The sequence below is a fragment of the Escherichia sp. WS1118 genome, from assembly GCF_046487695.1.
Lineage (GTDB): Bacteria > Pseudomonadota > Gammaproteobacteria > Enterobacterales > Enterobacteriaceae > Escherichia > Escherichia coli.
In genome coordinates, this window is the sequence record NZ_JBJQIZ010000001.1 from 55,409 (window position 1) to 72,637 (window position 17,229).

Here is a 17,229-nt window from a genome sequence, read left to right on the forward strand (position 1 = left end):
AAATTTTGGCCACTCACGAGTGGCCTTTTTCTTTTCTGTCAGGCGTGCTTTTCCAGCCACACCGCAAACGGTTCGGTATCAGCGGCTTCCATTTCCTGCTGACGGCGTTCAGACGCCTCGCGCTCGGCGACAAAATCCTCTTCGCGCAGAATTTCCAGCGGCTCTTCACGCAGCAGATTACGGTACGCTTCAGCAAACGCTTTGCCTGTTCCGCCAATACCAGTATCAATCATAGACCTTAAGATACGGGCAGAGAAAGTCAGATCAGGATTATCGAAGCAGGCGACCAGTTCATCACACACTTTCTGATACGCTTCGCCGCCGTTAATGCTATCCAGCGTTTGCGCGACGCGTTTCAGATCGCGGAACAGATCTTTACCCACCTGCGGTAACGGGAACTGCGCAGTTTCGCAGCCGATACCCAGCGTCAGGCCCGGTTTGCGACCTTCGAGGATCACCCGGTTCCAGTTAACGCGTGTACAGGCAAGTTCGCTACTGCTCATTTCCGGTGCATCAGCCAGCGCACACCAGACCATAAACAGGTCGAGGAATCGCACCTGTTGTTCATCTACACCAATCGGCGAGAACGGGTTGATGTCCAGCGAGCGGACTTCAATATATTCAATGCCGCCACGTAACAGCGCATCAGAAGGCGACTCGCCGCTGCGGGTAACGCGTTTTGGACGAATCGGCGCGTACAGTTCGTTTTCAATCTGCAGCACGTTGCTGTTGATTTGCAGCCGCTTACCGTCTTTCTCAATACCAATCTTCGCGTACTCTTCCGATGGCGTTTTGATTGCCTGTTTAAGGCCCGCCACGTACTCGTAGAGATCATTGAAGGTGATACCAAGATTGCTTTGCGATTTATTGGTATAGCCAAGATCGCTCAAACGAAGAGAGGTCGCATACGGCAGGTAATACATACCGCACTCGGTTTTCTCAAACGGCAGCGACGTTGGTTTTCCTTGCAAGAAAGAAGAACAAATCGCTGGAGACGCACCAAACAGATAAGGAATGACCCAACCGAAACGATAGTAATTGCGGATAACGCGGAAATAGCCCGCAGAAATTTTCTCTTTGGCATCAGCGCCCGAGATATCACCGCACTTCGCTTGCCAGAATGCCATTGGCAAAGAGAAATTATAGTGCACGCCGGAAATGGTTTGCATCAGCGCGCCGTAGCGATTTTTCAGCCCTTCACGGTACAGCGTTTTAAAGCGACCGGTGTTAGAAGTGCCGTACTGTGCCAGTTCGATGTCCTGACCTTCTGCGATGTAGCATGGCATACTTAACGGCCACATCCTCTCATCGCCCATAATGCGCGCCGTATAGCGATGCAGATCGCGCATAAAGGTCAGCATATGTTCAATATCACCATCCACTGGTGTAATAAATTCCAGCAATGCTTCCGCAAAATCGGTAGTAATCCATTTATGGGTCAGTGCAGAACCTAATGCTTCAGGATGACCTGTTGTTGCCAGTGTGCCATCAGCATTAACACGCAAAGTTTCGCGCTCCAGCCCACGCTGTATCCCCTTTAACGCCTGAGGATGTTTTTCCAGCCAGGCCAGCGCCTGTGATACGTCCGGGATCAAATTGACCTCCCGCCTGTCAAAATCGTTTTAATTAGCATAACTGTAATGGTGACCATATGTGCAGGCCTACAATTAGTGCCACCACATCATGCCCTGAACGGTAGCTGCTGCAACTGCAACATAGCGTAACGCTTTACCAAGGCACAAAAAAAAGATTACCGGTCCCCACGAGATGCGCATCCATCCCGCTAACAGACACAGTAAATCGCCAACCACGGGCATCCAGCTTAATAATAGCGTGACTGCACCATAGCGTTTCAGCCAGCCGGTAGCTTTCTCTTGCCAGCGCGATGTTTTACGCAATGGAAAGAAACGCCCAAGGATAACGTTAGTTAACCCTCCAAGGCTATTACCCATTGTTGCTGTTAAAACTAAAACCCAGGGATGACTCACTCCGGAAAGCAACATTGCCACCAGCACGACTTCGGAGTTGCCGGGTAATAGTGTAGCGCTGAGAAAACTACTGGCAAACAACGAGAAAAGCGATAACACTTCACTCACAGCAAGCGAACATCCACGGCGTCCATGCCTGCTGCACGGGCCGCCTGAATACCGAAATCGGCATCTTCAAAGACCACACACTGCGTCGGTTGCACGCCCATACGCTGCGCGCACAACAAAAATGTGTCTGGCGCGGGTTTATGGTGTTTGACGTGATCGGCAGCGACGACGGCGTCAAAATAACGGCGTAATCCCATGTGTGCCAGCAATGCCTCAGCGATGGCGCTTTCACTCCCCGTTCCTACAGCCATTGGGCGACGACCATGCCAGCTTTTCACCACTTCAACAAGAGGAAGCGGCTCGACACTATCCAGCAGCATACTTCTTACTGCTTCTGTTTTTTCACGCGCTAACGCATGCGGGTCGAGATCGGCCTGATTCAGCTCAATAATCGCCTGAGCAATACGCCAGGTGGGCGAGCCATTAAGCGCAATCATCGCCTGAACATCGTACTGAAGACCGTAGTGCCCTAATACTTCGCGCCACGCTTTACGGTGCGTAGGCTCGGTATCCAGGATGGTGCCATCCATATCAAAAATTAAACCTGCATAACGCTCGTACATGGTCTTCTCGCAAGTAGAAAAATATGACGCTACTTTAGCGTAATTGCTTGATTTTGTCGCTGATGGAGAAGGAGAAGAAAATTCAGGAAATGGATAAAGTAGTTATTTAGAAATGAGATATTTTTGAAGGAAATTTTTTGGAGAATATGGTGCATCCGGGAGGATGACTCACTGGCGTTCGCCCTTCGGGCCGCTGCTGGCGCAACGTTATCCTCCCTGGTGCCTGCGGTTAATACCGCTACCTCTTCGATACCTTCATTGCTGAAGGTTACGGAGAATATGGTGCATCCGGGAGGATTCGAACCTCCGACCGCTCGGTTCGTAGCCGAGTACTCTATCCAGCTGAGCTACGGATGCATCGGGAAAATTTATTTTACTGCTGATATTGATATCGCTACTAAAGCCATATCAAGTAAGAGATGGTGCATCCGGGAGGATTCGAACCTCCGACCGCTCGGTTCGTAGCCGAGTACTCTATCCAGCTGAGCTACGGATGCATCGGGAAATTTATTTTACTGCTGATATTGATACCGCCACTAAAGCCATATCAAGTAAGAGATGGTGCATCCGGGAGGATTCGAACCTCCGACCGCTCGGTTCGTAGCCGAGTACTCTATCCAGCTGAGCTACGGATGCATCGGGAAACTTACTTTACTGCAGATTTTTTGATACCGCCACTAAAGCCGTATCAAGTAAGAGATGGTGCATCCGGGAGGATTCGAACCTCCGACCGCTCGGTTCGTAGCCGAGTACTCTATCCAGCTGAGCTACGGATGCAAATGGCGGTGAGGCGGGGATTCGAACCCCGGATGCAGCTTTTGACCGCATACTCCCTTAGCAGGGGAGCGCCTTCAGCCTCTCGGCCACCTCACCACACGCCTCTTACGAGTGCTTCGAAGAACTTGTTTATCGCTCATCGTCGCTGCGTGGCGCACATATTACTTTCTGAGACTTATAAGTCAAACAATTTTTCCCACACTTTTATCGTTTGCACACTTCACGCTCAATTAGTCTGTAAAAACGTCAAAAAGAGTGTTTTATCAACAGAAAAACGGAGGTCTGACAGATAGCAGTAATGCAAAAAAATGGAGACTTAAGTTGAATGAACGGGAATAAAGCGAAAAGACAATGGAGTGAAAGAGAAATTTTGAGGGTGCGTCTCACCGATAAAGATGAGACGCGGAAAGATTAGTAACTGGACTGCTGGGATTTTTCAGCCTGGATACGCTGGTAGATCTCTTCACGGTGAACAGAAACTTCCTTCGGGGCATTTACGCCAATACGTACCTGGTTGCCCTTTACCCCTAAAACTGTCACGGTGACCTCATCCCCAATCATGAGGGTCTCACCAACTCGACGAGTCAGAATCAGCATTCTTTGCTCCTTGAAAGATTAAAAGAGTCGGGTCTCTCTGTATCCCGGCATTATCCATCATATAACGCCAAAAAGTAAGCAATGACAAACACATTACATCTAAGCAGTCATGGCATTACATTCTGTTAAACCTAAGTTTAGCCGATATACACAACTTCAACCTGACTTTATCGTTGTCGATAGCGTTAATGCGAATGCCGTGAAGCGAGTCCACGGCATTGCCTGACGCTTATATTATTGCAATTTCGCGCTGACCCAGCCTTTCACACTGGCTAACGCTGCAGGTAAGGCCGCAGCATCCGTACCACCGGCTTGCGCCATGTCAGGACGTCCACCACCCTTGCCGCCCACCTGCTGAGCGACCATACCAATCAGTTCCCCTGCTTTCACACGATCTGTGACGTCCTTAGATACGCCTGCAATCAGAGAAACCTTACCTTCGGCTACCGTTGCCAGCACGATAATTGTCGACCCCAGCTGATTTTTTAAATCGTCAACCATGGTACGCAACATTTTCGGCTCAACACCGCTAAGCTCGCTAACCAACAGCTTAACACCATTAACATCAATTGCCTTACTGGAAAGATTTGCGCTCTCCTGTGCGGCAGCTTGTTCTTTAAGCTGTTGTAACTCTTTTTCCAGCTGACGCGTACGTTCCAGTACTGAACGCACTTTATCAGCCAGATTATTGCTATCGCCTTTCAGCAGATGCGCGACTTCGCTTAAGCGATCACTGTCTGCATGAACGGTGGCGATAGCGCCTTCTCCGGTTACCGCTTCGATACGACGAACGCCTGCAGCAGTACCCGATTCAGAGATGATGCGGAACAGACCAATATCACCAGTGCGGCTGGCGTGAGTACCGCCACACAGCTCGGTGGAGAAATCGCCCATGCTCAGCACGCGTACGCGCTCATCATACTTCTCGCCAAACAGCGCCATCGCACCTTTCGCTTTCGCCGCTTCGAGATCCATGATGTTGGTTTCGATCGGCAAGTTACGGCGAATCTGTGCGTTCACCAGGTCTTCGACCGCACGAATCTCTTCTGGTTTCATCGCTTCGTTGTGTGAGAAGTCGAAGCGCAGCACTTTGTCGTTAACCAGTGAACCTTTCTGCGATACATGAGTACCCAGAACCTGGCGCAGCGCAGCGTGCATCAGGTGCGTTGCGGAGTGATTCAGACGAATACGGGCGCGACGAGCCTCATCAACATCAGCCTGCACAGCGTCGCCCACTTTCAGAGAACCCGCAGCAAGTTTACCGATGTGGCCAATCGCCTGGCCGTATTTCTGCGTATCTTCCACCGCGAAGGAGAAGTTAGCGCCTTTCAGTTCGCCTTTATCACCAACCTGACCGCCGGATTCCGCATAGAATGGCGTTTGATCCAGCACGACCACAGCTTCCTGGCCTGCATTGATGGCATCAACCGCTTTACCATCAACAAACAGCGCGGTCACTTTGCCGTTCAGTTCCAGATGGTCATAGCCTTTAAATTCAGATGCACTGTCAACACGGATCATTGCGTTGTAATCGGCACCAAAGCCGCTGGCTTCGCGCGCACGACGACGCTGCTCTTCCATTGCTGCTTCAAAACCAGCTTCGTCAACTTTGATGTTGCGCTCACGACAAACATCAGCCGTCAGGTCAACCGGGAAGCCGTAGGTGTCGTACAGGCGGAAAGCAGTTTCACCATCCAGCGTATCACCAGAAAGTTTTGCCAGCTCTTCATCCAGCAGCGCCAGACCGCGCTCCAGAGTACGGGCAAACTGCTCTTCTTCAGTCTTCAGCACCTGCTCAACCTGCGCCTGCTGGCGTTTCAGGTCTTCACCCGCAGAGCCCATAACGTCGATCAGCGGACCAACCAGTTTGTAGAAGAAGGTTTCTTTCGCGCCGAGCATATTGCCGTGACGCACTGCGCGACGAATGATACGACGCAGTACATAACCACGGTTTTCGTTGGACGGCATTACGCCATCCGCGATCAGGAACGCACAAGAACGAATGTGGTCAGCGATTACGCGCAGCGATTTATTGCTCAGATCGGTTGCGCCAGTGACTTTCGCTACCGCCTGGATCAGCGTGCGGAACAGGTCGATGTCATAGTTAGAGTTAACGTGTTGCAGCACCGCAGCAATACGCTCCAGACCCATACCAGTATCTACAGACGGTTTCGGCAGCGGTTCCATCGTGCCATCGGCCTGGCGGTTGAACTGCATGAAGACGATGTTCCAGATCTCAATGTAGCGGTCGCCGTCTTCTTCCGGACTTCCCGGAGGGCCGCCCCAAATGTGGTCGCCGTGATCGTAGAAGATTTCGGTGCACGGGCCGCACGGACCAGTGTCACCCATCTGCCAGAAGTTGTCAGATGCGTATGGCGCACCTTTGTTATCGCCGATGCGAATAATACGTTCGCGCGGGATCCCTACTTCTTTTTCCCAGATTTCGTAGGCTTCGTCGTCGCTTTCATAGACGGTAACCCACAGACGCTCTTTCGGCAGGGCAAACCATTTTTCGCTGGTCAGCAGTTCCCATGCAAACTGAATGGCATCGTGTTTGAAATAGTCGCCGAAGCTGAAGTTGCCCAGCATTTCGAAGAAGGTATGATGACGCGCGGTGTAACCGACGTTTTCCAGGTCGTTGTGTTTACCACCCGCACGCACGCAGCGTTGGGAAGTGGTAGCGCGGGAATAATTACGCTTGTCGAGCCCAAGGAACACATCCTTGAACTGGTTCATCCCGGCGTTGGTAAACAACAAAGTTGGGTCGTTATGGGGTACCAGGGAGCTGCTGGCAACTACCTGATGTCCCTTACTATGGAAAAAGTCGAGAAACGCCTGACGGATCTCAGCGGTGCTCTTGCTCATAATTATCCTGAAATCAAGCTAACGAAATATCGCTACCAGCCGTTGCGTGTCGTTAACCGCCCGGCTGGTAACTGAAAAGTGGGAATAAGATAAGTTTTCTTGACTGGGAAGTAAAATCCCGTATGCGTTCAGTCGGCAAAATTTCGCCAAATATCCTGGATATCTTCCATCAGATAGCCACGATAGAGCAGAAAACGCTGGATCTTAACTTTTTCTGAAAAGACAGTTGGCAAAGGTTCGCCATATTTTCGCGTCGCCTGATCGCGCGCCAGTGCGCACCAGTCGATGTCACATTCACGCATCGCTTTTTCTGTCGCTTCGCGGGAAATACCTTTCTGATTCAGTTCCTGACGAATACGCGCAGGTCCATAACCTTTGCGGCTACGGCTGGCGATAAAGCGCGCAACAAATCGGCTGTCATCAAGATAGCCATGTTCATGGCACCAGGCAATAACGCGCTCGTAATCTTCTGCCGTGGCATCAATCTCTTCCGGGCCATTTTTGCCCATAATCGGTGCCGCGAGTTTACGTCGCAGTTCTTGCTCACTGTGATCGCGCACCGCCAGAATGCGTACCGCACGATCCAACAGGCGAGCATATGCCGGGCGACGGGATGTTGATTCTGTCATGGCATATCCTTACAACTTAAAAAAGCAAAAGGGCCGCAGATGCGACCCTTGTGTATCAAACAAGACGATTAAAAATCTTCGTTAGTTTCTGCTACGCCTTCGCTGTCATCTACAGAGAAATCCGGCGTTGAGTTCGGGTTGCTCAGCAGCAACTCACGTACTTTCTTCTCGATCTCTTTCGCGGTTTCCGGGTTATCTTTCAGCCAGGCAGTCGCATTCGCTTTACCCTGACCGATCTTCTCACCTTTGTAGCTGTACCACGCGCCTGCTTTCTCGATAAGCTTCTCTTTCACGCCTAGGTCAACCAGCTCGCCGTAGAAGTTGATACCTTCGCCGTAGAGGATCTGGAATTCAGCCTGTTTAAACGGCGCAGCGATTTTGTTCTTCACCACTTTCACGCGGGTTTCGCTACCCACCACGTTTTCGCCCTCTTTCACCGCGCCGATACGACGGATGTCGAGACGAACAGAGGCGTAGAATTTCAGCGCGTTACCACCGGTAGTGGTTTCCGGGTTACCGAACATCACACCAATTTTCATACGGATCTGGTTGATGAAGATCAGCAGCGTGTTGGACTGCTTCAGGTTACCCGCCAGCTTACGCATCGCCTGGCTCATCATACGTGCCGCAAGGCCCATGTGAGAGTCGCCGATTTCGCCTTCGATTTCCGCTTTCGGCGTCAGTGCCGCCACGGAGTCAACGACGATAACGTCTACTGCGCCAGAACGTGCCAGGGCATCACAGATTTCCAGTGCCTGCTCGCCGGTATCCGGCTGGGAGCACAGCAGGTTGTCAATATCGACGCCCAGTTTACGTGCGTAGATTGGGTCCAGCGCGTGTTCAGCATCGATAAACGCACAGGTTTTACCTTCGCGCTGCGCTGCGGCGATCACCTGCAACGTCAGCGTGGTTTTACCGGAAGATTCTGGTCCGTAGATTTCGACGATACGGCCCATCGGCAGACCACCTGCCCCAAGCGCGATATCCAGTGAAAGCGAACCGGTAGAGATGGTTTCCACATCCATGGAACGGTCTTCACCCAGGCGCATGATGGAGCCTTTACCAAATTGTTTCTCAATCTGGCCCAGTGCTGCCGCCAACGCTTTCTGTTTGTTTTCGTCGATAGCCATTTTTACTCCTGTCATGCCGGGTAATACCGGATAGTCAATATGTTCTGTTGAAGCAATTATACTGTATGCTCATACAGTATCAAGTGTTTTGTAGAAATTGTTGCCACAAGGTCTGCAATGCATACGCAGTAGCCTGACGACGCACCGCATCACGGTCACCGCTGAAGCATTCCCGCCGGGTAATGCCTTCACCACGGGCAGTGGCAAAAGCAAACCAGACGGTGCCGACAGGCTTCTCTTCACTGCCGCCATCCGGCCCGGCGATACCACTAATAGACACGGCGTAATCAGCACGAGCCGCTTTCAGTGCGCCTATCGCCATTTCCACCACGACAGGTTCGCTCACCGCGCCATGCTGCGCCAGCGTCTCTTCGCGTACACCGATCATTTGCGCTTTTGCTTCGTTACTGTAGGTGACAAATCCGCGTTCAAACCAGGCGGAACTGCCGGCAATATCGGTAATCACTTTCGCTACCCAACCGCCGGTACAAGACTCAGCAGTTGTTACGGTTGCGCCACGGGCTTTCAGCGCCTGCCCAACCTGTTCGCTTAACTGCATCAGTTCACTGTCAGTCATCACAACCTCTGTCAGTCAAAAATTTATGCCGGACAAGATAACACTTTCGTCAGGAAGATGGTGTTGGCGTTGCAATTTTACGAGGAGGATTCAGAAAAAAGCTGATTAGCCAGAGGGAAGCTCACGCCCCCCTCTTGCAAATAGTTACTGCACGCGCGCCAGCGCCACGGCTTGTCCTAACTGCCAGACCGCCATTGCGTAATGGGTGCTGTGGTTATAACGGGTAATGGTGTAGAAGTTCGGCAGACCGTACCAGTACTGGTAGCCGGTGCCAACATCCAGACGCAGCAGGCTGGCTTGTTGATGGTTGCCCAGCGGCTGCTGTGGCGTTAAACCTGCCGCGGCAAGCTGCGAAATGCTGTACCTGGTTTTGAAGCCATTTGGCAAGCCTGGCGCCTGACCGTTTGCCATTACCGCGACCTGATCGCCTTTCACCCAGCCGTGCGCTTTGAAATAATTCGCCACGCTACCGATCGCATCAACCGGATCCCACAGGTTGATATGCCCGTCGCCGCTGAAATCTACCGCATATTGTTTGTAAGACGACGGCATAAACTGACCGTAGCCCATCGCCCCGGCAAAGGAACCTTTCAGATTGAGCGGATCGTCCTGCTCGTCGCGCGCCATCAGCAGGAAGGTTTCCAGCTCGCCAGAAAAATACTCCGCGCGGCGTGGGTAGTTAAATGACAGCGTTGCCAGCGCATCGAGGATGCGAGTTTTCCCCATCACGCGCCCCCAGCGGGTTTCAACGCCGATAATCCCGACGATAATTTCCGGCGGTACACCATACACCTGCCACGCGCGATTCAACGCATCTTCATACTGATTCCAGAAAACCACACCGTTCTGCACGTTGTCCGGCGTAATAAATTTTTTGCGATAACGCAGCCATGCGCCGTTCGGACCTGATGGCGGTTTCACCGATGTGGTTGGTGCCTGGTTATCCATCAGCCGCAGTACCGAATCCAGACGTTTCGCCTGGGAGAGAATTTCCTGCAACTGCTGACGATCGAAACCGTGTTTGTTCACCATTTTGTCGATGAACTGCTGGGCATTCGGGTTATTGGCGAAGTCACCGCCCATCTGCATCACATTGTGCTGCGGCTCAAGCAGGAAGCCGCCAGACGGCGTTCCGGTGGTCGTTTCAGTCTCAGTAGGTTTTGGCTTGCTGCTACAGGCGGCAAGCAACATAAAAAGGGGAAGCAATGTTACATAACGACGCTTGAACATGAGGGGTCCATTTAACAGATTCAACCAGGGGCAAGTATGGTAAAGCATCCCGCCCCGCACAAGGAAGCGGTAGTCACTGCCCGATACGGACTTTACATAACTCAACTCATTCTCCTCACTACCCTCTTTATATAAACTTTCAAAATAAAATATTTATCTTTCATTTTGCGATCAAAATAACACTTTTAAATCTTTCAATCTGATTAGATTAGATTGCCGTTTGGTAATAAAACAATAAATCCTGAAGGAGAGAACAATGATAGAAACCATTACTCATGGCGCAGAGTGGTTCATCGGGCTGTTCCAGAAAGGCGGAGAAGTGTTTACCGGGATGGTAACCGGCATTCTTCCGCTGTTAATTAGCCTGCTGGTTATCATGAACGCATTGATTAATTTTATCGGTCAGCATCGTATTGAACGATTTGCTCAACGTTGCGCCGGTAACCCTGTTTCCCGTTATCTGCTGCTACCGTGCATTGGTACGTTTGTCTTTTGTAACCCGATGACCTTAAGTCTTGGTCGCTTTATGCCGGAAAAGTACAAACCCAGCTATTACGCGGCGGCCTCTTATAGCTGCCACTCAATGAATGGCCTCTTCCCCCATATCAACCCTGGCGAACTGTTTGTTTATCTCGGCATTGCCAGCGGTCTGACAACACTGAATCTGCCACTTGGCCCACTGGCGGTGAGCTATCTGCTGGTTGGTCTGGTCACCAACTTCTTCCGCGGCTGGGTAACCGATCTGACCACCGCCATTTTCGAGAAAAAGATGGGCATTCAACTTGAACAAAAAGTTCGTCTGGCAGGAGCAACATCATGACACGCATTCGGATCGAAAAAGGAACGGGTGGCTGGGGCGGCCCGCTTGAGCTGGAAGCCACGCCGGGCAAAAAAATCGTCTATATCACCGCCGGTACCCGGCCTGCGATTGTTGACAAACTGGCACAGCTTACTGGCTGGCAAGCTATCGACGGATTTAAAGAAGGTGAACCCGCGGAGGCGGAAATTGGTGTCGCGGTAATCGACTGTGGCGGCACATTACGCTGCGGCATCTATCCGAAACGGCGTATTCCCACCATTAATATCCACTCGACGGGCAAGTCCGGCCCGCTGGCGCAGTACATTGTGGAAGATATTTATGTCTCTGGCGTAAAAGAAGAAAACATCACTGTAGTGAGTGAGGCGACACCACAACCCTCTTCCGTGGGCCGTGACTATGACACCAGCAAGAAAATCACCGAACAAAGCGATGGTTTACTGGCGAAGGTGGGAATGGGTATGGGTTCCGCCGTTGCCGTGTTGTTTCAATCTGGTCGTGACACCATCGACACTGTATTAAAAACCATTCTGCCGTTTATGGCGTTCGTCTCGGCGCTTATCGGAATCATTATGGCTTCTGGCCTTGGTGACTGGATTGCCCACGGTCTTGCTCCGCTGGCGAGCCATCCACTGGGTCTGGTCATGCTGGCGCTCATCTGCTCCTTCCCGCTGCTTTCACCTTTCCTCGGCCCAGGCGCAGTTATCGCACAGGTTATCGGCGTATTGATTGGCGTGCAGATTGGTCTCGGCAATATTCCGCCGCATCTGGCTTTACCTGCACTGTTTGCCATCAACGCGCAGGCGGCCTGCGACTTCATCCCGGTCGGTTTGTCGCTGGCGGAAGCTCGTCAGGACACGGTTCGCGTCGGTGTCCCTTCTGTTCTGGTGAGCCGCTTTTTAACCGGCGCGCCAACTGTACTGATCGCCTGGTTTGTCTCCGGTTTTATCTATCAATAGAGGCTGAAACATGACCGTTATTTATCAGACCACCATCACCCGTATTGGCGCGAGTGCCACTGACGCCCTCAGCGACCAGATGCTCATCACCTTTCGTGAAGGCGCGCCTGCGGATCTCGAAGAGTATTGCTTCATTCATTGCCACGGCGAGTTGAAAGGTGCACTCCATCCCGGTTTGCAATTTTCTCTCGGGCGGCATCGCTATCCGGTGACCGCCGTTGGCAGCGTGGCGGAAGACAACCTTCGCGAACTGGGTCATGTCACCCTGCGCTTCGATGGTTTAAGCGAAGCGGAATTTCCGGGCACTGTCCATGTGGCAGGCCCTGTACCCGACGATATCGCGCCGGGATCGGTTTTGAAGTTTGAATCTGTTAAGGAGTAAAAAATGAATCAGGTTGCCGTTGTCATCGGTGGTGGGCAAACCTTAGGCGCGTTCCTGTGCCACGGTCTGGCTGCCGAGGGGTATCGCGTGGCGGTTGTCGATATTCAGAGCGACAAAGCCGCAAATGTGGCACAAGAAATTAACGCCGAATATGGTGAAGGAACAGCGTACGGTTTTGGTGCTGACGCCACCAGCGAGCAAAGCGTTCTGGCGCTTTCTCGTGGGGTAGATGAAATCTTTGGTCGCGTGGATTTGCTGGTCTACAGCGCCGGAATAGCAAAAGCAGCCTTTATCAGCGACTTCCAGCTCGGCGATTTTGACCGTTCGCTACAGGTGAATCTGGTGGGTTATTTCCTGTGTGCCCGTGAATTTTCGCGTTTGATGATCCGCGACGGGATTCAGGGTCGCATTATTCAGATCAACTCGAAATCCGGCAAAGTGGGCAGCAAACACAACTCTGGCTACAGCGCCGCGAAATTTGGTGGCGTCGGGCTGACTCAATCACTGGCGCTGGATCTGGCGGAGTACGGCATTACGGTGCATTCGCTGATGCTCGGTAACCTGCTGAAATCGCCTATGTTCCAGTCGCTATTGCCACAATACGCGACCAAGCTGGGTATCAAACCGGAGCAAGTCGAGCAGTATTACATCGATAAAGTACCGCTCAAACGCGGCTGCGATTATCAGGATGTGCTGAATATGCTGCTGTTCTACGCCAGTCCTAAGGCGTCGTACTGCACTGGTCAGTCGATCAATGTCACCGGCGGTCAGGTGATGTTCTGATCAACAGCGGAGATCTTTTAAGGATCTCCGCGCGACTAATAGAATGCCTGATGCGCTACGCTTATCAGGCCTACAGGACTTCCGCCACTACATTACGGAGAAGTTATGGTATCCGCACTCATCACCGTCGCCGTTATCGCCTGGTGTGCGCAACTGGCCTTAGGCGGTTGGCAAATTTCTCGTTTTAACCGTGCCTTCGACACGCTATGCCAGCAAGGGAGGGTTGGCGTGGGCCGTTCCAGCGGGCGCTTTAAACCGCGGGTCGTGGTCGCTATTGCGCTGGACGATCAGCAGCGCATCGTCGACACCTTGTTTATGAAAGGACTGACCGTCTTCGCCCGACCGCAAAAAATTCCCGCAATTACCGGCATGCATGTGGGTGATTTACAGCCTGATGTGATCTTTCCCCATGATCCACTATCACAGAATGCTCTATCATTGGCGCTTAAACTGAAACGTGGATAATTTCGTTGTGAATGTTACTTGCTTGCGAAGTTATCATTTTGAAACCTAAATCAGGTAATCACGCCCATGAAACCTCGTCAGCGTCAGGCCGCCATTCTGGAGTATCTACAAAAGCAGGGTAAATGCTCGGTTGAAGAATTGGCGCAATACTTTGACACCACAGGCACAACCATTCGCAAAGATCTGGTCATTCTGGAACATGCCGGAACCGTCATTCGTACTTATGGCGGCGTGGTGTTGAACAAAGAGGAATCCGATCCGCCTATCGATCATAAAACGCTTATCAACACCCACAAAAAAGAGCTGATTGCAGAAGCTGCCGTTGGTTTTATTCATGATGGCGACTCAATAATTCTTGATGCTGGCAGTACCGTGTTGCAGATGGTGCCTCTGCTATCGCGCTTTAATAACATCACGGTGATGACCAACAGCCTGCACATCGTCAATGCGCTATCCGAACTGGATAACGAACAAACTATCCTGATGCCAGGCGGAACATTTCGCAAAAAATCGGCCTCATTTCACGGGCAACTGGCAGAGAATGCCTTCGAGCATTTCACCTTCGATAAATTGTTTATGGGCACCGACGGCATCGATCTCAATGCGGGCGTAACCACCTTTAACGAGGTCTATACCGTCAGTAAGGCGATGTGTAATGCCGCGCGCGAAGTGATTTTGATGGCTGACTCATCGAAGTTTGGTCGTAAAAGCCCCAACGTGGTTTGTAGTCTTGAAAGCGTCGATAAGCTGATTACCGACGCAGGTATCGATCCAGCGTTTCGTCAGGCGCTGGAAGAAAAAGGGATCGACGTGATCATAACCGGAGAGAGCAATGAGTGAAGCACTACTGAACGCGGGACGTCAGACGTTAATGCTGGAGTTGCAGGAAGCAAGCCATTTACCGGAACGTCTGGGCGATGATTTCGTTCGCGCCGCCAATATCATCCTGCACTGCGAAGGCAAAGTGGTGGTTTCGGGAATTGGCAAATCGGGCCACATTGGTAAGAAAATCGCCGCAACGCTTGCCAGCACCGGCACACCGGCTTTTTTTGTCCATCCGGCAGAAGCACTGCACGGCGATCTGGGGATGATTGAAAGCCGCGATGTGATGCTGTTTATCTCTTATTCCGGTGGCGCGAAGGAACTGGATCTCATTATTCCGCGTCTGGAAGACAAATCTATCGCGCTGCTGGCAATGACCGGAAAACCGACGTCACCGCTGGGCCTGGCGGCGAAAGCGGTGCTGGATATCTCCGTAGAGCGCGAAGCCTGCCCGATGCACCTTGCGCCGACCTCCAGCACCGTGAATACCCTGATGATGGGCGACGCGCTGGCGATGGCGGTCATGCAGGCGCGCGGATTTAATGAAGAAGATTTTGCCCGCTCCCACCCAGCCGGGGCACTGGGCGCTCGCTTGCTGAACAAAGTGCATCATCTTATGCGTCGTGACGATGCCATCCCGCAGGTGGCGTTAACCGCCAGCGTGATGGACGCGATGCTGGAACTTAGCCGCACCGGTTTAGGTCTGGTGGCAGTGTGCGATGATCAACGACTGGTGAAAGGCGTCTTTACCGACGGTGATTTACGTCGCTGGCTGGTTGGCGGCGGCGCACTCACCACGCCAGTCAATGAAGCGATGACGGTCGGCGGCACCACGTTGCAATCGCAAAGCCGTGCCATCGACGCCAAAGAAATCCTGATGAAACGCAAAATCACCGCCGCACCGGTAGTGGATGAAAACGGCAAACTCACCGGCGCAATTAACCTGCAGGATTTCTATCAGGCCGGGATTATTTAATCCTTCAGCCCCAGACGTTTCGCCAGCCTATGCAGGTTGGCGACGTCGGTTTCCAGCATCCGCGCACAGGCGGCCCAGTTGTGATGATTTTGCGCCAGTGCCTGACGAATGGTTTCACGCTGGAACGCTTCTGTCGCTTCACGCAGGTTTTGCTTAACAACGGGCACCGCCGCCACTTCTGGCGGCGGCAACGTCACCTCAGGAAAAGCAAAATGTTGCGCCTCAAGAATCACTTCATCGCCGCTGCGGGTTGCTCTCGCCAGCACTACCGCCCGATGAATAGCATGTTCCAGTTCACGAACGTTCCCCGGAAAATTGTAGTGTTGCAGTAAATTTCGCGCTCCGGCACTTAATACCACTCGGGAGAGCCCCAGCCGCAAACGACACTGCTCGCAGAAATACCCCGCCAGCAGAATGACATCATCGCCCCGCTCACGCAGCGGCGGCACTGAAAGTGGAAACACGCTCAGGCGGTGGAACAAGTCAGCGCGAAATCGCCCTGCCAGTACCTCTTCGCGTAAGTCACGGTTAGTCGCCGCCAGCACGCGCACATCGACCCGCAAACTGCGGTCATCGCCAACGCGTTGAATATCGCCATACTGCAACACCCTCAGCAGCTTGGCCTGCAATGCCAACGACAACTCGCCGATCTCATCGAGAAACAGCGTGCCGTTATCCGCCATTTCAAACTTCCCGCTGCGGTTACTGATAGCACCAGTAAACGCCCCTTTCACATGCCCGAACAACTCACTTTCCGCCACACTTTCCGGCAGTGCGGCACAGTTGAGATAGACCAGCGGATTCACCGCCCGTGGCGAGGCTTCATGAATCGCTTTCGCCACCAGCTCCTTACCGGTTCCCGTCTCACCGCTAATTAAAACGTTGAGATCGGATGCCGCCACAATCTCAATCTCTTTTTTCAATTGCGTCATGCCTGGCGACAGACCGATCATCTGCGTCTGTTTCACCGCTTCAAACGGCGCGGCTTCGCCTGGCAGCATATTCTGGCTTTCCAGTTGTTCAATCAGTAACGCATTGCTTAACGCTCCCGCCGCCAGCGCAGCAATCAGGCGTAACTCTTCGTCGCTGAAAACATCGAACTGATCGGGCTGCATCCCGTCGAGCGTCAAGGCACCGATCAGGTTTTGCCCGGCAAACAACGGCAAACCAACGCAGGCGTGAACCTTCAGACTCTCCTGCCCTGGAATCAAACCGTCATAAGGATCGGGCAATTCGCTGTCTGCGGGAAAGCGCACCACATCACCCGCGCGGGCAATCGCTTCCAGCCGTGGATGCCCTTCCAGCGCAAAGCGTCTACCGAGTACATCCTTCGCCAGCCCGTCGATGGCAAGCGGAATAAACTGCCGCGAGTCGTAACGTAGCAACGCAGACGCATCGCACTCCAGCACCTGACGCAGCGTGGTGATCAGGCGTTGAAAACGATCCTGATGACCAATCCCACGCTGCAATTCGATGGCGATATTCGCCAGCACATCAACGGAAAAACTCATCTTTGCCTCACTGTCAATTTGACTATAGATATTGTCATATCGACCATTTG

The 17,229-nt window shown here is 52.3% G+C and carries 17 protein-coding genes and 5 tRNA genes; 7 read left to right on the plus strand and 15 right to left on the minus strand.

Annotated elements, in window-relative coordinates; all coding sequences use genetic code 11:
- Positions 1-38: 38 nt before the first annotated feature.
- The 14 genes from gshA to mltB form a co-directional block, all read right to left on the minus strand.
- Positions 39-1,595: a glutamate--cysteine ligase gene (gene gshA, locus ACJHYO_RS00310; protein ID WP_085455497.1), complete on the minus strand. Its 1,557-nt coding sequence runs from the start codon at positions 1,593-1,595 to the stop codon at positions 39-41.
- A 72-nt stretch (positions 1,596-1,667) separates the two neighbouring features.
- Positions 1,668-2,096 carry a YqaA family protein gene (locus ACJHYO_RS00315; RefSeq protein WP_000005714.1) on the minus strand — a complete coding sequence of 143 codons (429 nt, stop codon included), beginning with the start codon at positions 2,094-2,096 and terminating at the stop codon, positions 1,668-1,670.
- Positions 2,093-2,659, minus strand: coding sequence for a fructose-1-phosphate/6-phosphogluconate phosphatase (gene yqaB, locus ACJHYO_RS00320; RefSeq protein WP_410232391.1), 567 nt, complete (start codon positions 2,657-2,659; stop codon positions 2,093-2,095). Before yqaB ends, ACJHYO_RS00315 begins: the two co-directional genes overlap by 4 nt.
- A 280-nt stretch (positions 2,660-2,939) precedes the next feature.
- A tRNA-Arg gene (locus tag ACJHYO_RS00325) sits at positions 2,940-3,016 on the minus strand.
- 63 nt (positions 3,017-3,079) lie between these two features.
- Positions 3,080-3,156, minus strand: a tRNA-Arg gene (locus tag ACJHYO_RS00330).
- Positions 3,157-3,218: 62 nt separating this feature from the next.
- Positions 3,219-3,295 (minus strand) — tRNA-Arg (locus tag ACJHYO_RS00335).
- Positions 3,296-3,359: 64 nt separating this feature from the next.
- Positions 3,360-3,436 (minus strand) — tRNA-Arg (locus ACJHYO_RS00340).
- 3 nt (positions 3,437-3,439) lie between these two features.
- Positions 3,440-3,532 (minus strand) — tRNA-Ser (locus ACJHYO_RS00345).
- Between the two features lie 315 nt (positions 3,533-3,847).
- On the minus strand, positions 3,848-4,033 hold the full coding sequence (csrA, locus tag ACJHYO_RS00350) for a carbon storage regulator CsrA (protein WP_000906486.1): 186 nt from the start codon (positions 4,031-4,033) through the stop codon (positions 3,848-3,850).
- A 234-nt stretch (positions 4,034-4,267) separates the two neighbouring features.
- Positions 4,268-6,898 (minus strand): alanine--tRNA ligase, encoded by a 2,631-nt coding sequence (alaS, locus tag ACJHYO_RS00355; RefSeq protein WP_000047170.1) that lies wholly within the window; start codon positions 6,896-6,898, stop codon positions 4,268-4,270.
- Between the two features lie 128 nt (positions 6,899-7,026).
- Complete coding sequence (gene recX / locus ACJHYO_RS00360) at positions 7,027-7,527, minus strand: recombination regulator RecX (RefSeq protein ID WP_000140506.1); 501 nt, start codon at positions 7,525-7,527, stop codon at positions 7,027-7,029.
- A 68-nt stretch (positions 7,528-7,595) separates the two neighbouring features.
- A complete protein-coding gene (recA, locus tag ACJHYO_RS00365) occupies positions 7,596-8,657 on the minus strand; it encodes a recombinase RecA (protein ID WP_000963143.1) in 1,062 nt (353 codons plus the stop codon).
- A 79-nt stretch (positions 8,658-8,736) separates the two neighbouring features.
- Complete coding sequence (gene pncC / locus ACJHYO_RS00370) at positions 8,737-9,234, minus strand: nicotinamide-nucleotide amidase (RefSeq protein WP_000132231.1); 498 nt, start codon at positions 9,232-9,234, stop codon at positions 8,737-8,739.
- Positions 9,235-9,378: 144 nt separating this feature from the next.
- Positions 9,379-10,464: a lytic murein transglycosylase B gene (gene mltB, locus ACJHYO_RS00375; RefSeq protein WP_001305264.1), complete on the minus strand. Its 1,086-nt coding sequence runs from the start codon at positions 10,462-10,464 to the stop codon at positions 9,379-9,381.
- 256 nt (positions 10,465-10,720) lie between these two features.
- Between mltB and srlA the strand changes: the two genes are divergently transcribed.
- The 7 genes from srlA (at position 10,721) to gutQ (ending at position 15,668) form a co-directional block, all read left to right on the plus strand.
- Entirely contained in the window at positions 10,721-11,284 is a 564-nt protein-coding gene (srlA, locus tag ACJHYO_RS00380) for a PTS glucitol/sorbitol transporter subunit IIC (RefSeq protein WP_000573324.1), read from the plus strand.
- Positions 11,281-12,240, plus strand: a complete 960-nt coding sequence (gene srlE / locus ACJHYO_RS00385; protein ID WP_000196937.1) for a PTS glucitol/sorbitol transporter subunit IIB — start codon at positions 11,281-11,283, stop codon at positions 12,238-12,240. The genes srlA and srlE overlap by 4 nt, the downstream gene beginning before the upstream one ends.
- Before the next feature lie 10 nt (positions 12,241-12,250).
- Entirely contained in the window at positions 12,251-12,622 is a 372-nt protein-coding gene (gene srlB, locus ACJHYO_RS00390; protein ID WP_000216207.1) for a PTS glucitol/sorbitol transporter subunit IIA, read from the plus strand.
- 3 nt (positions 12,623-12,625) lie between these two features.
- The gene (srlD, locus tag ACJHYO_RS00395) at positions 12,626-13,405 is read left to right on the plus strand and encodes a sorbitol-6-phosphate dehydrogenase (protein WP_001077354.1); all 780 of its coding nucleotides are present in this window, start codon (positions 12,626-12,628) and stop codon (positions 13,403-13,405) included.
- Positions 13,406-13,510: 105 nt separating this feature from the next.
- On the plus strand, positions 13,511-13,870 hold the full coding sequence (gene gutM / locus ACJHYO_RS00400) for a transcriptional regulator GutM (protein WP_000252912.1): 360 nt from the start codon (positions 13,511-13,513) through the stop codon (positions 13,868-13,870).
- 66 nt (positions 13,871-13,936) lie between these two features.
- Positions 13,937-14,710, plus strand: coding sequence for a glucitol operon DNA-binding transcriptional repressor SrlR (srlR, locus tag ACJHYO_RS00405; RefSeq protein WP_000804544.1), 774 nt, complete (start codon positions 13,937-13,939; stop codon positions 14,708-14,710).
- Entirely contained in the window at positions 14,703-15,668 is a 966-nt protein-coding gene (gene gutQ / locus ACJHYO_RS00410; RefSeq protein WP_001287404.1) for an arabinose-5-phosphate isomerase GutQ, read from the plus strand. The genes srlR and gutQ overlap by 8 nt, the downstream gene beginning before the upstream one ends.
- Here gutQ and norR read toward each other — a convergent pair.
- Entirely contained in the window at positions 15,665-17,179 is a 1,515-nt protein-coding gene (gene norR, locus ACJHYO_RS00415) for a nitric oxide reductase transcriptional regulator NorR (RefSeq protein WP_000010762.1), read from the minus strand. The genes gutQ and norR overlap by 4 nt on opposite strands.
- Positions 17,180-17,229: the final 50 nt, after the last annotated feature.

Bases quoted from the DNA above. Each gene is read 5' to 3' on its own strand.
- yqaB (WP_410232391.1), bottom strand. From the start codon at position 2,659: ATGTACGAGCGTTATGCAGGTTTAATTTTTGATATGGATGGCACCATC.
- csrA (WP_000906486.1), bottom strand. From the start codon at position 4,033: ATGCTGATTCTGACTCGTCGAGTTGGTGAGACCCTCATGATTGGGGAT.
- alaS (WP_000047170.1), bottom strand. From the start codon at position 6,898: ATGAGCAAGAGCACCGCTGAGATCCGTCAGGCGTTTCTCGACTTTTTC.
- recX (WP_000140506.1), bottom strand. From the start codon at position 7,527: ATGACAGAATCAACATCCCGTCGCCCGGCATATGCTCGCCTGTTGGAT.
- recA (WP_000963143.1), bottom strand. From the start codon at position 8,657: ATGGCTATCGACGAAAACAAACAGAAAGCGTTGGCGGCAGCACTGGGC.
- pncC (WP_000132231.1), bottom strand. From the start codon at position 9,234: ATGACTGACAGTGAACTGATGCAGTTAAGCGAACAGGTTGGGCAGGCG.
- mltB (WP_001305264.1), bottom strand. From the start codon at position 10,464: ATGTTCAAGCGTCGTTATGTAACATTGCTTCCCCTTTTTATGTTGCTT.
- srlA (WP_000573324.1), top strand. From the start codon at position 10,721: ATGATAGAAACCATTACTCATGGCGCAGAGTGGTTCATCGGGCTGTTC.
- srlE (WP_000196937.1), top strand. From the start codon at position 11,281: ATGACACGCATTCGGATCGAAAAAGGAACGGGTGGCTGGGGCGGCCCG.
- srlB (WP_000216207.1), top strand. From the start codon at position 12,251: ATGACCGTTATTTATCAGACCACCATCACCCGTATTGGCGCGAGTGCC.
- srlD (WP_001077354.1), top strand. From the start codon at position 12,626: ATGAATCAGGTTGCCGTTGTCATCGGTGGTGGGCAAACCTTAGGCGCG.
- gutM (WP_000252912.1), top strand. From the start codon at position 13,511: ATGGTATCCGCACTCATCACCGTCGCCGTTATCGCCTGGTGTGCGCAA.
- srlR (WP_000804544.1), top strand. From the start codon at position 13,937: ATGAAACCTCGTCAGCGTCAGGCCGCCATTCTGGAGTATCTACAAAAG.
- gutQ (WP_001287404.1), top strand. From the start codon at position 14,703: ATGAGTGAAGCACTACTGAACGCGGGACGTCAGACGTTAATGCTGGAG.
- norR (WP_000010762.1), bottom strand. From the start codon at position 17,179: ATGAGTTTTTCCGTTGATGTGCTGGCGAATATCGCCATCGAATTGCAG.